At 54.3% G+C, this 15198-nt stretch carries 16 protein-coding genes; 9 read left to right on the forward strand and 7 right to left on the reverse strand.

Annotated features, from left to right (window positions below):
* Positions 1 to 13: 13 nt before the first annotated feature.
* The gene (locus JIN85_RS12835) at positions 14 to 1585 is read left to right on the forward strand and encodes a thiamine pyrophosphate-binding protein (RefSeq protein WP_200271328.1); all 1572 of its coding nucleotides are present in this window, start codon (positions 14 to 16) and stop codon (positions 1583 to 1585) included.
* A 26-nt stretch (positions 1586 to 1611) separates the two neighbouring features.
* On the forward strand, positions 1612 to 3633 hold the full coding sequence (locus JIN85_RS12840; RefSeq protein ID WP_200271331.1) for a thioredoxin domain-containing protein: 2022 nt from the start codon (positions 1612 to 1614) through the stop codon (positions 3631 to 3633).
* Here JIN85_RS12840 and JIN85_RS12845 read toward each other — a convergent pair.
* Positions 3617 to 4333 (reverse strand): hypothetical protein, encoded by a 717-nt coding sequence (locus JIN85_RS12845; protein ID WP_200271334.1) that lies wholly within the window; start codon positions 4331 to 4333, stop codon positions 3617 to 3619. The genes JIN85_RS12840 and JIN85_RS12845 overlap by 17 nt on opposite strands.
* A gap of 135 nt (positions 4334 to 4468) precedes the next feature.
* On the opposite strand from JIN85_RS12845, the gene hemL reads away from it, so the two are divergent.
* Both hemL and JIN85_RS12855 read left to right on the forward strand, forming a co-directional pair.
* Positions 4469 to 5752, forward strand: coding sequence for a glutamate-1-semialdehyde 2,1-aminomutase (gene hemL / locus JIN85_RS12850; protein WP_200271337.1), 1284 nt, complete (start codon positions 4469 to 4471; stop codon positions 5750 to 5752).
* A 10-nt stretch (positions 5753 to 5762) separates the two neighbouring features.
* Positions 5763 to 6050: a hypothetical protein gene (locus JIN85_RS12855; protein WP_200271340.1), complete on the forward strand. Its 288-nt coding sequence runs from the start codon at positions 5763 to 5765 to the stop codon at positions 6048 to 6050.
* Positions 6051 to 6071: 21 nt separating this feature from the next.
* Here JIN85_RS12855 and JIN85_RS12860 read toward each other — a convergent pair whose 3' ends face one another.
* The gene (locus JIN85_RS12860; RefSeq protein ID WP_200271343.1) at positions 6072 to 6341 is read right to left on the reverse strand and encodes a hypothetical protein; all 270 of its coding nucleotides are present in this window, start codon (positions 6339 to 6341) and stop codon (positions 6072 to 6074) included.
* A 62-nt stretch (positions 6342 to 6403) separates the two neighbouring features.
* On the opposite strand from JIN85_RS12860, the gene JIN85_RS12865 reads away from it, so the two are divergent.
* The 3 genes from JIN85_RS12865 to JIN85_RS12875 are packed head-to-tail and all read left to right on the forward strand — an operon-like array spanning position 6404 to position 7851.
* Entirely contained in the window at positions 6404 to 6898 is a 495-nt protein-coding gene (locus JIN85_RS12865) for a TspO/MBR family protein (RefSeq protein WP_200271346.1), read from the forward strand.
* 47 nt (positions 6899 to 6945) lie between these two features.
* A complete protein-coding gene (locus tag JIN85_RS12870) occupies positions 6946 to 7284 on the forward strand; it encodes a DMT family protein (RefSeq protein ID WP_200271349.1) in 339 nt (112 codons plus the stop codon).
* A 3-nt stretch (positions 7285 to 7287) separates the two neighbouring features.
* Positions 7288 to 7851, forward strand: a complete 564-nt coding sequence (locus tag JIN85_RS12875; RefSeq protein WP_200271352.1) for a pseudouridine synthase — start codon at positions 7288 to 7290, stop codon at positions 7849 to 7851.
* Positions 7852 to 7869: 18 nt separating this feature from the next.
* Here JIN85_RS12875 and JIN85_RS12880 read toward each other — a convergent pair whose 3' ends face one another.
* From JIN85_RS12880 to JIN85_RS12890, 3 genes are all read right to left on the reverse strand, one after another.
* Positions 7870 to 9771: a hypothetical protein gene (locus JIN85_RS12880; protein WP_200271355.1), complete on the reverse strand. Its 1902-nt coding sequence runs from the start codon at positions 9769 to 9771 to the stop codon at positions 7870 to 7872.
* A gap of 46 nt (positions 9772 to 9817) precedes the next feature.
* Positions 9818 to 10924, reverse strand: coding sequence for a metal-dependent hydrolase (locus tag JIN85_RS12885; protein WP_200271357.1), 1107 nt, complete (start codon positions 10922 to 10924; stop codon positions 9818 to 9820).
* Positions 10925 to 11257: 333 nt separating this feature from the next.
* Positions 11258 to 11578 carry a bactofilin family protein gene (locus tag JIN85_RS12890; protein ID WP_200271359.1) on the reverse strand — a complete coding sequence of 107 codons (321 nt, stop codon included), beginning with the start codon at positions 11576 to 11578 and terminating at the stop codon, positions 11258 to 11260.
* A gap of 129 nt (positions 11579 to 11707) precedes the next feature.
* Between JIN85_RS12890 and JIN85_RS12895 the strand changes: the two genes are divergently transcribed.
* On the forward strand, positions 11708 to 12298 hold the full coding sequence (locus JIN85_RS12895) for an FHA domain-containing protein (RefSeq protein ID WP_200271361.1): 591 nt from the start codon (positions 11708 to 11710) through the stop codon (positions 12296 to 12298).
* A 62-nt stretch (positions 12299 to 12360) separates the two neighbouring features.
* On the opposite strand, the gene dnaB is transcribed toward JIN85_RS12895, so the two are convergent.
* On the reverse strand, positions 12361 to 13797 hold the full coding sequence (gene dnaB / locus JIN85_RS12900) for a replicative DNA helicase (RefSeq protein ID WP_200271363.1): 1437 nt from the start codon (positions 13795 to 13797) through the stop codon (positions 12361 to 12363).
* A gap of 239 nt (positions 13798 to 14036) precedes the next feature.
* Here dnaB and dtd point away from each other — a divergent pair, with 239 nt between their 5' ends.
* Positions 14037 to 14489, forward strand: coding sequence for a D-aminoacyl-tRNA deacylase (gene dtd, locus JIN85_RS12905; protein ID WP_200271364.1), 453 nt, complete (start codon positions 14037 to 14039; stop codon positions 14487 to 14489).
* Positions 14490 to 14517: 28 nt separating this feature from the next.
* Here the strand turns inward: dtd and JIN85_RS12910 are convergent, their stop codons facing one another.
* A complete protein-coding gene (locus JIN85_RS12910) occupies positions 14518 to 14904 on the reverse strand; it encodes a hypothetical protein (protein WP_200271367.1) in 387 nt (128 codons plus the stop codon).
* Between the last annotated feature and the right edge of the window lie 294 nt (positions 14905 to 15198).

Genomic DNA, 15198 nt, shown 5'->3' on the forward strand with positions numbered 1-15198 from the left:
GTAGCAAGTCGCCGTGAACGCATGGCATCAGTCGGTTGAGTTGTTGAATACCTGTCTCAAAGCCGGGGTTACCGAATTCGTGGTCTGTGCCGGGGCCAGGAATGCTGCGATTCTGGAAGCGCTGGCGCGCGCCGAGCAGGCGGGGTTGGTTCGGGTTTGGCGGCATTTTGAAGAACGCTCTGCCGGATTCTTTGCTCTCGGGCGGACGATGGAAACGGCTTCGCCTTGTGCGGTGGTGACGACCAGTGGGACCGCCGCCGCGGAACTTTTACCCGCCATGATCGAGGCAAAATACCAAGGCCGCCCGCTGATTGCGATCACGGCGGATCGGCCAGCCGAATTTCGTGGCACGGGCGCCCCGCAAGCGATCGAGCAGCCCGGACTTTTCGGCGATTACGCATTTCAGGGCGGATTTGACGGCTGGAGTGGCCGCGAACCGCTGCATTTGAATCCAGAGCTGGAAGAAGGGTTCGAGTTGGACGATACGAATTTTGCGCAAACGACCGCCGGTGAATTCAAGCCGGAACGGGTTCGCATAGATGTGGCGGAACTGGCGCGATGGCTGAAAAAGGATCTGTTCCGTGGGATGGTGGTAATGATTGGCGGATTGGAGCCGGAGGAGCGTGAGGAGGTTTTTTATTTTTGCAAATCGCTGCAGGCGCCGGTCGTGGCAGAGGCAACCAGTGGTTTGCGCGAAGGTCTGGCGGACCTGGCGCTGCGCGATGCGGACCGGGTCTTGAAGAGGAATCCGCCGGGCAAAGTGCTGCGCATCGGCGATGTGCCAAGTGGTCGCTTTTGGCGGGATTTGGAAGACTTACCGGATGTTTCGGTTTGGTCGGTATCGCGCAATGCGTATCCGGGTTTGGCGCGGGAATGCCGACTTACCGTCGGGCCGCTCAATCGGGTGATGTTGGCGCTTGGCGATATTGAACCGGCCGAGGACGCCATGGATTATCTCGAAGGTGGTTCGAGAGATGCGGCGAAGATTGATGAGTTGTTAGAGAGCTATCCGGATAGCGAGCCGGGATTGCTGCGCACGCTTTCCCATTATGCATCGATTGGGAATGGTCTGTTCCTTGGAAACAGCATGCCGATCCGGGAGTGGAATTTGTTCGCCCAATGGGATCGGCCAGTGCCGATCGTCCGTGCGAATCGCGGTGCGAATGGGATCGATGGCCAGGTGAGCACCTGGCTCGGTTGGTCGGCCGATGTCGCAGGCAGCTGGGCGGTGGTAGGTGATCTAACCGCCTTGTATGATCTGGCAGCGCCATTTTTGTTAGAACAGGTCGAGGGGGAAGGTCGCGTCCTGGTAGTCATCAACAACGGCGGAGGGAAAATCTTTGAACGCTTGCCGAGACTGCAAAGCATGAGCCCCAAAGCGGTGGAATGGATGACAAACCCACAGGCGGCCGATCTTTCCGGATTTGCCAAGCTCTGGGGCATGGACCATCTGCAAATCCGAACGGTCGATGATTTTGATCGATATGAGGAACCTGCGAGAACTTTGCTGATGGAAATTGTGCCGGATGCGACGCAGACCGAACGATTCTGGAAAGAGTGGGATCGGTTTGCTGGAGTTGTGTGAATGCGGATTCCGGTTAATTTCGGTCCATGCCGAATGCACTGATCCACGAGACCTCGCCGTATTTGCTGCAGCATGCGCACAATCCCGTGGATTGGCATGCCTGGAGTGATGAGGTGTTCCAACGCGCCAAGGCGGAGGATAAACTGGTTTTTCTATCGATTGGTTATTCGACTTGTCACTGGTGCCACGTGATGGAGCGGGAAAGCTTCGAGAATGAAAAAGTGGCGCAGGTGATGAATCACCATTTCATCAATGTGAAGGTGGATCGGGAGGAACGCCCGGACATCGATGCAACTTACATGGCATTCGTTCAGGCTACAACCGGGCAAGGCGGTTGGCCGATGAGTGTCTGGCTCACTCCCGATGGGAAAGCCGTCGTGGGCGGAACCTATTTCCCGCCAGAGGATCGCCAAGGGCGTGCGGGGTTTGTCCGGTTATGCCACGAAATCGCGCGATTGTGGCGCGATGATCGGACGAAAATGGAAAGCAGCGCTGCACGGGTGATGGAACATTTGCAGAAGGAAGCCGCAGAAACCGTGGCCATGCGCGGTTTGGCTGGACCAAAGGTTTTCGGGGACTTCCTGGATCGTTGCGAAAGCATGTTCGATTCGCAATGGGGTGGTTTTGGCGGTGCGCCGAAGTTTCCCAGACCGGTGGTGGTTCGGGCTTTGATGCAATTGGTCGAGCGGTTCGGCATGGATTCCGAGGAAGGTCACATGGCCTGGGAAATGGTCGAGCGAACTCTCAAGGCGATGTCGGCCGGCGGCATGCATGATCAACTGGGTGGAGGATTTCATCGATACTCAGTCGATCGCTATTGGCATGTTCCGCACTACGAAAAAATGTTATATGATCAAGGTCAGCTCGCGATGGCATATCTCGATGCATGGCAAATTTCCGGGAATGTGGAATTTCTACAAGTGGTGGAGGAACTTTTCCAATATCTCCTCGATGAAATGCGGGATGACAGGGGTGGTTTTCACGCGGCTGAAGATGCGGATAGCTTGCCTGTGGCCGATGCTGCCGAAAAACGGGAAGGTGCTTATTGGACCTGGGAGGCCGGTGAAATCTATCAGCAGTTGGATGCGAGATCCGCCGCGATTTTCTGCGCGGCATACGGAGTGCAGGCAGAAGGCAATGCCCGGCCGGAGAGCGATCCACACGGAGAATTGGAAGGCCAGAATACCTTGTTCCGCGCGATGCAGGTTGCCGATTTGGCGGCGATGTTCAATCTAACGGAAACTGAAATCCAGTCATCGCTGAATCATTCGAAGTCATTTTTGTTAGAAGTTAGAATAAAGCGTCCTTTGCCACACCGTGATGATAAAATGGTGACCGCGTGGAATGGTTTGGCGATCGGAGCATTGGCGCGCGCGGCTCGTTTGCTGGATCGGGAGTCATGGGGAAGCGCCGCCAAAGCTGCAGCGAATTTCATCCAATCTGAGTTATGGGATGGAGAAACCTTGTTCCGGGCATTTCGTGGGCAGCGTGGAACCACCGAAGGCTTTCCTGCCGATTATGTATTTCTTATTTCGGGATTGTTGGAATTGCATGGCGCTTTCCCGGCAGAAGGTTGGCTGGTGTGGGCGGAGGAATTGCAACGAAAGCTCGATCAGGATTTTTGGGAAGCATCCCAAGCCGGATATGTGATGACGTCGAAATTGCAGGGAAAGCCACTGCTGGTGATTCGCGAGGATTACGATGGAGCCGAACCATCGCCCAATCATTTGGCCGCTGAAAATCTTCTCAAGCTGGCCATGTTGTTAGACGAGCCGGAATACCAAGTTCGTGCGGAGGCATTGCTTCGGGCAGGCTCGCGAGTTTTGGAGACCAATTCATTTGCTGCTCCCTTGCTGCTCTCCGCCTTGGATTTGCACGAGCGGGGAGTGATGAAATTCCAATTGCCTGGTGGATTTCACCCAGCGCTCCGGCAGCAGTTTTTACCACGTGCCGTTTTCAGTGAATCTGTCGCCGGTGAATCGATCGTCTGTGAAGGTCAAAGCTGCCGACCGTGGGAGCCGGCGCAAAGCATTACCAACGGAAAATGACTGGCGGAACGATAATCCTGACGTTCGCGCCTTTTTCATCCTCCATTCGTTCTATCGCCGTGACCACGTTGTTTTCGAACTCCACGGCGGTCTTGCTTTTTTCTTCACGCGTGATGTGGGAGAACTGTCGGTAAACTGCTCCACTGTAGGGATCGATCCGGGTGACGTAGTGTTTCACATCCTCGTATTCGATGTATTCCCATTTTCCGGTTTCACCATTGGCGGTCTTTCGTGATGCTGTTTTCACCGGTTTGCCCAAGGAACTGGTGACTTCCTCAAGCGTCATGCCGATGGCCACATCGTTCGCATCAATCAGGGCGACGACTTCGATTTGGCGTTGATAGAGCTTTTTCAGATTTTCGACAAAATCCGGATCTTTGGATTTAAATGCCCAGGGGCCGACCCATCCGACAACAGCTTTTCCCACCCCTTTGCCGCGCACGCGATAGGCCTTCTCGGTCATCGCTTCCAATTTCAAGGTTTGGTTAATCTGGAGAGTGCCGATTTGTCGGGTTCCCTCTTTGGTGGAATAAATGGGCGCTTCTTTAATGACCTCCAGCATGATGGGATTTTTCACCGTTTGGTCGAGGTAGACGACGTCCGGATCCGAATCCAACAGGGATCGACGTTCGTCACGTTGGATTTCCGCTGTTGCGTTCAGTGTGCACAGCCCTAGGAAGAGTATGAGAAATCGCCACATCGTTCTAATAATTTAGCACTTCCACCAAAATCAGGAAGCTTTAATCGACTGAGACGAAAACGGTATTCGGGATATTCAGGAAATTTTGGCAGTTGCTGATTTTGTTCCAGCCCCTGAAAGTAGCGGCCCGGAGCTATGCCACAAAATCTCTCATCCAAGCTGTTCGCCGTTGCCAAAGAAGTGATCCCAGGTGGGGTGAACTCACCCGTCCGTGCTTTCAAAAACGTCGGCGGTGAGCCGTTTTTTGTCCGTCGTGCCAAAGGTAGCCGGATCGAGGATATCGACGGCAAAAGCTACATCGACTACATCGGTTCCTGGGGACCGAACATTCTCGGCCATGCTCCCAATGTGGTGGCGAACCGCATTCACGAAGTCGCGAAAGAGGGAATTTCCTTTGGCATTCCTCATCCCGCTGAGGTCGAGATGGCCCAGAAGATCATCGACTGGGTGCCTTCCGTCGAAAAAGTCCGGATGTGCAATTCGGGCACCGAGGCGACGATGTCCGCGATCCGCCTCGCCCGCGGATTCACCAAGCGCGACAAGATCGTGAAATTCAATGGCTGCTACCACGGTCATAGTGATTCGCTGCTGGTCGCGGCAGGCTCGGGTGCTTTGACCCATGGCGAGCCGGATTCAGCAGGAGTGCCGCGTGATTTCGCGAATCTGACGATCGTCGTCCCTTACAATGATCCGGAGACGCTGGAAAAAGTCTTCGCCGAAGAAGGCGAAAACATCGCGGCCATCATTGTCGAATCCTATCCTGCGAATGCCGGACTGGTTTTCCCGAAACCGGGCTATCTCACGTTGTTGCGCGAGATCACCCAGCGATATGGCAGTTTGCTGATTTTTGACGAAGTCATGACGGGATTCCGTCTTGGCAAAGCTGGTGTGCAGGGGCTTGAAAACCTGACACCGGACCTCAGCTGCTTCGGCAAAGTGATCGGCGGTGGCTTGCCCGTCGGTGCGTTTGGCGGCCGGGCGGATGTGATGGACATGCTCGCCCCCGTCGGACCGGTTTACCAAGCCGGCACCTTATCCGGGAATCCACTCGCTATGGCGGCCGGATTGACGCAGCTGCATGAGCTGGAAAAGAACTCGGGCTTTGCCCGGCTTGACCGGCTTGGTGCCCATTTTGAAAGCGGGCTGCACCAATTGCTGGCGGAAAAAGGCATGCCTTATCGCTTCAATCGGGTCGGATCGATGTTCTGCCTCTATTTCACCGATCGGGAAATCGTGAATGTGGACGATGTGATGAAGCAGGATCTCGATCTCTTCAAAAAATTCTTCTGGGGCTGCTTGGACAAGGGCGTCTATCTCGCGCCATCGCCATATGAGACAGGATTCATTTCGTTGGCACACACGGAATCGGATCTGGACGACACGCTGACGGTATTTCAGGAAGTGCTGCAAAAAATCTAATCATCCGCCGATGCCACCTCCACAAAAAGGCCACAAGATTCTCGTTTATCATGACACCCAGTTCCGCTGGATCATGCAGAACCGCAGTGGATTCAACGAATTGGTCATTGAAATGGCGGCCGCGGTCAATGGTCAGAAGCTCGTGGCGACCCTGCCGCGAATTGTGAACCACTCGATGATTACCAGTGCGATCGATTTTGGTCGCAAAAACGGTTGGACCCCGGACAAGGAGGCGCCGGCGTTTCAGTGCAAATACCTGCGGGGGAGCTTCCACATGCCGCCAGCGGCGACGGATTGAGCGAAGTCCGGACCGATTGCTTCAGCGGCGGCGGGCTTTGTCTTGCTCAAGCCGGTCGAGATATTGCCGCCGTTCGTAATCGTATCGGCTCTGGCGAATGAGGTCGCCTGCGGTTGGGCCAACGAGTGGGGCGTTGCCTTCACTTTTTTTGCCAGACTCCTTGCCGACGAACTTTCCGGGGCCCGGAGCGCAGGAGTTTGTGCCAAAAACGCCGATCATGGACAACGACATGACGAGGAGCGGAAGCCGTCTCATGGGAGTTCCGACGTGGAGCATCGATAAAAAATTCATGGATCGGGGAGCAATGTTCACGGGAAATTGGACAATTGCCCGGAAACGATGGAAAAGAGGATATGAACGACGAATTACCCGGTGAGCAATCGTTTTCCCAGGCGGCATGGATTCTTCCCTCCGCAGCGGCCATCTTGTGTTTGATCGCCGGGGCTGCCTCCGGGCTGATTTCAGTTGAGGGTGGGGGAGTGTGGTATGAAAAGCTGAACAAACCACCGGGAACACCAGCGGCCAGCGTGTTTGGGCCCGTTTGGACGGTGCTCTATCTGATGATGGGGGCGGCAGCCGGGCGATTGGTGCACCGTCGGCAGTGGAAGGCATTTTGGGGTTTTCTGATTCAACTCGTGCTGAATCTCGCGTGGACGCCGATGTTTTTCGGCGCTCACCAGATCGTACCTGCGCTGGGGATTATCGCCATCCTCGGGTTGATCCTGGGATGGACCATCCGTGAAGCTGAACACAGTGACAAAGTTTCGGCCTACCTATTGCTGCCCTATCTGCTCTGGGTCGGTTACGCGACCTATCTGAATGCCGGCATCGCTTGGTTGAACCGCTGAGTGGCAGGACTGCCCCAATCCCATTTTGTCATCAACCCACCCGACGTATGACTGGCCTGAAAACGATTTCATTGCTCGCGCTCTCAAACATCTTCATGACCTTTGCCTGGTATGCCCACCTGAAGGAGTTGAAGGACAAGCCGTGGTGGATCGCGGCATTCCTTTCGTGGGGCGTGGCGTTGTTCGAATACCTGATCCAGGTCCCCGCAAACCGGATTGGCTATCAGACTTTTAGTTTGGGCCAGCTCAAGATTCTGCAGGAAGTGGTGACACTTACGGTTTTTGTGCCGTTTGCGATTTTCTTCATGAAGGAGAAACTGACGTGGAATTACCTCGGCGCGGCGCTTTGCCTGGCGGGTGCGGTCTATTTCATTTTCAGGAAGTGAAGCATGGTTATCGCTTTCCACAAACCCTACGGGGTGCTCAGCCAGTTTACCCAGGATCAGCCTGGCCAGCGAACACTCGCCGAGTTTGGTTTTCCCGCATCCGTCTATCCGTTAGGGCGGCTGGATCTGGATTCGGAAGGGCTCATCTTGCTCAGCGATGAGCCGGGAATGAACAACCGTTTGCTGGATCCTTCCGCAGGTCATTCCAGAACCTATTTGGTGCAGGTCGACGGAGCGGTGGATTTGGAGGCGACTCAGCGACTTTCGAAAGGCGGGCTTGTGATCAAGGGGCATCGGACCCTCCCATGCCGTGCGGCACCCTGCAACGATCCGGATTTTCCGCCGCGCGATCCTCCGGTGCGCTTTCGCAAGGAAATCCCGACGTCTTGGGTCGAGATGACGTTGAAAGAAGGCAAAAACCGCCAAGTGCGGCGCATGACAGCGGCGGTCGGATTCCCGACCCTGCGACTGATCCGTGTGCGAATTGGGTCGTTCGAGCTGGGGGCCTTAAAAGTCGGCGAGTGGCGCGAAATGAATCCGACGGAAATTTCCGCCATCTGGAAATGAGTTCCCTGCTCGAACCCGCTATTGATCAAATTGCTGGAGCAAATTGCCCAGTTCATCAACGACTTCAGGCGGAGCGAATTTTTTCAATCGCTCGAGCGAAGTACGATTGAGGAATTCCCGGCCACGGCTACCTCCAGTAAACAAATCAACTTCAAGCATCAGCCGAGGTCCGAGTTTGGTGTTGATGACGGCGTAGACAGGTTTTTGTTCTTCTCCGTTGGTGCTTTCCACGCTGACAGCGGCCCACGTCTTACCGACTTTGGTCTGAAGAATCTGGGGTGTTTTTTCCGAATTTCCGTGAGCTTTGATTTCGAACGAAAGGTTTTGCACGGATTTGGCCGCTCCTCGTGGGTCGGTGAAAGTAGCGGCCAGTTGAAGTGCTCCTGAAACATCGGTGGCTTGGGTCTTGGTAATCCATTCCCGGACCAATTTTTCAGCGTCTTCCTTGGTCGGCGGCTGGCCGGGCTGGATTGCTTCGATTGGCGTGGCATTCGCTAGCAGGGTTGATACCCATTCGTTGTGCCATTTTCTTTGGCTGTCACCGACCCAGCGGTGAATTTCGTCGAAATCCTCTCCATCGACACCCGCAGAGGTTTCTTCGGACTCTAGCATCCATCCATCTGAGGTATTGCTAAAATAGAAAAGACGAATGTCTGATTTGGTGGGGCTTGTGGTGGAAAAAAACTGATATGCCGCAACACCGCGAGAGCCAGCTTCATGAGTGGCCAGCTTTACCGGGATGACAAAAGAATCCAGCGGATGAGCACCGCGCCAATCACGGGCCAGTTTCGCACAGGTGCGCTTTGTGCGCTCCGGGTCATCGTTGAGGTGGATGTTGGCCAGCAAGCCGGTTAGATCTTTTTTTTCCAACCCAGCGTGGAAGGCGGACACCGCACTATTGAAATCCGCAGAGGGTTGTAGCGGGATTTGTTCCCGAAGTCGGGATTGAAATTCTGGGTAGGAATCGAGCTCCAGCTCCTGGATCGCCTCGTAAGCATCATTCTCCGAGTCGAGCAGCGCCTTGGGAAGGTCGACTCGCCAGAGTCCATCGGAATCTTGGCTCAGCTTCAGAGTGAGCAGCCAGATGTTGGGGTTGCTCGGATCCAAATAAGCTGTCACCAAGCTGGCTTGGTGGGTTCCCAGGTTTTGAGTCATCGGGATGCGCAAGACTTCCGGGGAGCTCAGCAATCGCCACGGATCCGTATCCTTGAGCTTGGCCGATGTGGTGTCGCGTGCGCGCCGAACGAGCAGATTCCAATCAGCAGGCGGCGTTTTTTGCAAACCGCCGAGCAAGGCGAGCATCAGGTCCAGGTTTTTGTCGATGCAGGCCTGAGTGAACCGTTGTTGCACCTGAGTGGCTGACATTTTGCGCAACTCATCGGGAGAAATACTGAGCGCGAAATGTTGGCGCATCTTTTCTCCGGCCTGATCACGCAACGCCTCCATCCAGGTGACTTGGCCGTCGAGCATCCAGGTTTCCAAGGATTCCATGCGCTGGCGCAAATCACTTTGATAGGAACTGCCGGTGTTTTCAAAGGAGGCAGGGACAGGGGCTGGCAGCCATTCACCGCCATGCTTCATCAGGGCGATGCCGTAAACCCGCCAACGTGCTGGATCGTAGCCATCGGAATCACTGACGAGCACCGCGGCAAGGTCTTGGTCGATTTTTACCTCACCAGCGTTCAATTCTCCGTTGCTGATGTCTTTGGCAATGCGCTTCAGCCACCGATCGATTTCCTCCCGTTTGCCCGGGGAAATATTGGCGGTGATGGCGGTGCCCTTTCCTGGCTCAAGGTCGATGTTGCCCTCGCGGATTTTTTCCAAAAATCCCACAGCCGCCTTGGCAGGTGTCGCCGAGGCAGCATGAGCCTCGGGCATTGCCCAAGCGGCAGCCAGAACCACGGCGATGACGAATTTCACAAAGCAACCCATAGCGGATTCAGCCTCGCGGGAAAGCCCGGATTTGTCATTCGATCCAACGCAGGTGCTCTGGAAAACTTCCCTTCACCCCGGCGAGGCGCGGATAGCCTTCCCACTTCTCACGATTGCCGATCATTCGGTAGAGCATTCGTTTGAAGATGTCTTTTTGCTCCGGGAATCGAAGTTCCTCTTCTTGCAATCGGTCGCCTTTTTTGCCGGCGTTGAGAACCCAGGTCAGCTTCAGGTTGCTGTCCACCGTGTCCTTGCGGGCTCCCCAGGTGCGAATTTCACAAAACCGCAGATCACCCAGCCAGATGCCGGTGGAGTGCCTGCGGGCGATCCACCATCCGTCGGAATACCAATTGATCGCCTTGGCTTCTGGTGTCGTGGAGGCCTCAGCGAAAGCATCGTTTCCCTTCGGGTATACGGTCCAGTGAATCGGGGTTTTCTGGAATTCGAATACGGATCGGTAGCCCACCCAGAGCTCATCTCCGCAATCGACCACGGATCGCCACAGAATGATGTTGTAGGGCGTGGGTGCCTCCATCCGCCGTTTGTAGGTCACTTCGCGGCGATGCAGATCTGCCTCGAATCCGCTCGAGACGGCCCACTTGGCCAACAGGCTGAACAGGGTGTAAACCATGCAGATGCCAAGGCCCCAGAGGCAAATTTTTCGCCTTTTCGGCTTCTGTTTTTTCGACCGCAAAAATGCGAGCCAAACCAACGATATGACCAAAGGCGCGCTGAACAGGTAATCCGTGAGGTAGAGATTATTAAATGCGATCCTTTCGTTCAGAAATGGCCACAAAACTGGTGTGCCATAGACATTGAAGCAGTCGACCAGCACGTGAACCCCCAAGACGAGGAAGATGAATCCGGCAGCCTGTCCCTTGCTGACCTTGTCGCGTTTCCAGAGTTTCGCCAGCCAGGGAGAAATGGCGAGGGCTGCGACGATGATAAAAAGCAGTGAGTGCGTCAGCGTCCGGTGGACCCAGAGATCGTGGGTCGTGTTGAAAAACGGGAGCAGCAGCACGTCCAGATCCGGCAGTATTCCAAAAAGAGCTCCCCAGGAAAGAGCACGATTCCCGAGCTTTTTCCCCAACACCAGTTCGCCCATCGCCGCCCCTAGGGCTGCCTGCGTGATTGAATCCATGGCCGGAGAATGACGGCGTCTTTTCGGTTAGAAAAGAAGTTGCTGGGCAGATTCTCGAATTGGCCGACGATCTTCGATAGGGCGGCAGCTCGGTTGCCAGGAATGGGGAGAGTTTTCTCAGATTGGCTGGGCAGCGCGAACCCCAGGCCAAGCAAGATTCTCAATCGGTCGGGTCAACCGACCTCGTGGAAGCGTCGACTCGGCCAATCAACTCCCCGTGCTGTTTTACACCTGTTCCCCCCCAAATACAAAATCAGCCCCGGTAGACCGGAGCTGAGCATTGCGACCTTTTGACGATTGTCTCCGGGCCAAAAAGAGCTTTTCGATGACCCATCAGCCGCCGATGTCGGTGCGGCCGGAAAGCTGGGCACCTTCTTCCATCGAAAATACCTTGGATTTGATATCGCCGTTGATGCGGGACTTGTCCTTCAGCTCGCAGCGTTGGGAAGTGATTTTACCTTCAACTTTGCCGTAGATTTTTACTTCGCCGGCGCTCACGTCGCCTTTGACGGTGGCGTTTTCACCAATGGTAACGCGGCCTTTGTCTGAGGTGATTTCTCCCTCGACCTTGCCGTCAATGATCATGTCATGGGAAAAGCGAATGGAACCAGTGATTTCGATTCCGTTGGAGAGCACGTTGGTCGGATTGGCCATGGGAGGAATGGAGCAGAGCTGAGTCCGTCTGGCAATCGAGAAAGAAGGGCCGTGGCATTCGGTGCAAAATTTGCCGTGCGTTTCACCATGCACCCGCTAGAAGAGTCCCGAAACCAACGTTCTTCTCAAATGCCTCGCGTAACGATCACTGTCCCGGATTCCAATGCTCAACCTTATCGTTTCCAGCTGGATCGTCAGGTAGTGAGTCTGGGAAGAGGGAGCGATAATGATATTGTGATCGATTCCTCATCCGTTTCGACCGTACACGCTGAAATGCGCCGAGTCGTTGGAGGGTATCAGCTGGTCGATTTGGGTTCAACCAATGGCCTGAAGTTAGGCGAGGAGCGGGTTTCGGTCATCACCTTGTTGCCCGGTGTCTGTGCCAAACTGGGGGATGTTGCCTTTGATTTCTCGCTTTCAGATGATGAGCAAGCCGCCTTGTTGCGGGAGCAGCCGTTGCAGAACTCGCCTATTTTGAAAGAGGCCGAAGTTCCCCGGGTAGCCCGGGTTTCTCCACAGGGTGGTCGCCAAATCATCATTCAAAACGAATCCGAGGGCAACATGGGCTTCTTTGCCGCGCTGTTGGTTCTGGTGCTGGTGGCATTCGCCTTTCTTCTGGGCATTCAGGTCCGCCATAAAAAGGAAACCGGCGTTTCCCTGATGAAAGCGGTGCAGGAAAAATACTTCACCGAAAAGGTGGAAGTTCCCGCCAAGCCATAGGAAGTGCGGATGATCCATGGATGGTGGATTGAATCTGCAATCCACCGTGAATGCCATGGCAATCAAGGTTCGCCTTCCCGAGCTGGAGCTCCCGTTTCGAATCGCATCAATTCCGCGATGAAGGTGAGTGGAATATGCCCGGTTTCACCGTTGCGGTTTTTTGCCAGAACGAGCTCGGCTTCACCGGCTTTGGCTTCTTTTTCCTCGGCGTCTTCGGCGTAATAAGCGGTCCGATAAAGCAGGCCGACCATGTCAGCGTCTTGCTCGATTGATCCGGATTCCCGGAGGTCGGACATCCGGGGCACCCCGAGGCTTTTGCCCGAACGGCTTTCAGGTCCCCGGTTCAGCTGGGCCAGAATCAGGATCGGTAACTCAAGCTCTTTCGCCAACCCCTTGATGCCAGCGGAAATTTCCGCGATTTCCCGCTCACGTGAGTTCTCTGCCTGCTTGGTGCGGGATTTCATGAGCTGGAGGTAGTCGATCGCGATGAACTGGATATTCTCATCGCGTTTTTTCCGCCGTGCTTTTGCCCGCAATTCGTTGATCGAGATACCCGGAGTGTCGTCGATGAAAAGCTTGGAGGCCGTCGTTTCCATCGCCGAGCGTTGGATGCGTTGGAGGTCGCCCTTGTTCGGGGTGTAGCCGCGGGAAAGTTGGCTCACTGCGAATCGCGCGCGAGAGAACACCAAGCGCTGAACCAATTGGAAGGCGCTCATTTCGCATGAAAACACCATGCTCGGCTTCGCCTGATCCATGCAGATGTGTTCCACGATATTCATCATGAACGAGGTTTTACCCATCGATGGTCGGGCTGCGACGACAAACATTTCTCCAGGCTTGAGACCGCTGCTCATTTTGTCCAGTTCCTCGAATCCTGTGGAAATACCCTGCGCTCCACGCTCGCCAGCGAGGAGCGACTGGAATTGCTCGATGACTTCCTGCACCGACTGCTTGATGGTCGGTGCCTTGCTGGTTTCTGAGCCTTCCCGGATGGCCAAAACGCTGGCTTCGACGCTATCTAACAATCCGGCGACCTCGTCGGGGGAGTCATACGCGCGCGAAATCGCTTCGTTGGAATTCTGAATAATCGCGCGCAGCACAAACTTATCTTTGACGTGCTGAAGGTGGTGCCGGAAATGACCGGGGCTCGGCGCGTAGGTATATAAATCGGTCAGTGCGGCCGGACCGCCAACCCGGTCAAGCAGCCCGCGATCGATCAGTCGCTGAATCAAAGAAACCAGTTCGACCTCATGACCACCTTCGAAAAGCTCTACCAAGAAACCAAACAGAGTGGAATGGGCCGGTAGATAAAAGTGCTCTTTGGTCAGACGTTCCTCCATCGCCACCCCAATGTACTCCTGGGGATCCTGGAGCATGGATGAGAGCAAACTTTTTTCCGGTCCAAGTGCGTGGGGCAAGGCACGGGTCACGTCGTCAACGGAACTCGCCCCCTGTTGCAGATACGATGAATTGGATGCGGATTTGGTTTCGTCGGCCATGGGAGGCGGCCAGATTCGCACACTCCAAAGTTGCTGGTCAATGTCCGCCTGTGCCAGAAATTGTGAACATGTTATCCGCCCACTATTCGCAGGTTGTTCGCAATCTGAATAACCTGTGAATAGTGGGTGAATTAAATGCGAACAACTGAATGTGAATAACCTGTGAATTGATGAGAGCAACTTGGTTTATCACTGGGAATCAGTGTTGAATATTGCAGTCATTGCCTCAAGATTCTGCCGTGAAAGCCGTGGTTCAGCGAGTGATTCAAGCCTCCGTTTCTGTGAATAACTCTTTGATTTCAGAGATCGGGGAGGGCCTGCTGGTGCTGTTGGGGGTGCAGGAAGGAGATGGTATTGAGGATCTCGAATGGCTTTCGCAAAAGGTTTGTCGAATGCGAATTCTCGCGGATGAGGAGGGAAAAATGAATCGATCGCTCATCGACACCGGCGGAGAGATGATCGTAGTCAGTCAATTCACTCTTCAGGCATCCACGAAGAAAGGGAATCGTCCGTCGTTTCTTCGTGCTGCAGTTCCCAGCCTTTCCGAACCGCTTTACGAGCAATTTTGCCGGTTGGCGGAGATCGAGTTGGGTCGACCGATTGGCCGGGGAGTCTTTGGAGCGGACATGAAGGTGTCCCTCATCAACGATGGTCCGGTGACCATCGTCATCGATTCTAGAAACCGCGAATGAGTGGATGCGCGAATGGTCGGGCGCCGTCTTAGCGGATTTCCACGACCCTGACTTCTGGCTTGGCCATGGGAGATCGCTTTTGTCGAACGGATTGCCAGCGGCGAAGGCAGAAGTTTTTGCGGCGGAGTAGAACTTCTAAGGAGACTCCGGCATTTTCCAATTGAAGATGGGATGCCAGAATTTTCCTCAATCGGTAGAAGGGAAGGTAGTGGTCATCTTCCAATTTGCGACGGCAAATCAAGAAGGCGTCCAGCACCCGTTCCCAATTTTCTTCGTGAAGAATCATTTGTCGGAAATCGAGAAGATCATTCCAGGTGGATTCCGGGCTGACCGGGAAAAGCTCCTCGGTCACCTTCGCAGCGGTTGATCGCCAGGTTGTAATGGGCTTTTGGCTCGCTTGATGGTTCTCGGTCACGGGTGAATTCTAGGCTGTTGAGATCGATTCGCAATAAATTTAAGCTATTTCCCCACGCAAAATGATGAATGATTGGCGCTGCTGAATGCGTATCATGTAATAAGGGCGAATCCTAAGTGGCTATTTAGCACTTAATTTAAATAACTGCTTATTTTTGGGTTAGGATTCTAATTCTATTTGAGAATAGATATCAACATGTAAAGTCTTTGTATATGGATTGGCTCAAACTAACGAGTGAAACCGATGAGTTAAACTGTTGTATGGTACTGTCTTTGATTGCCGATTGATTTGATT

It is taken from the genome of Luteolibacter pohnpeiensis (assembly GCF_016595435.1).
GTDB classification, from domain to species: Bacteria; Verrucomicrobiota; Verrucomicrobiia; order Verrucomicrobiales; family Akkermansiaceae; genus Luteolibacter; species Luteolibacter pohnpeiensis.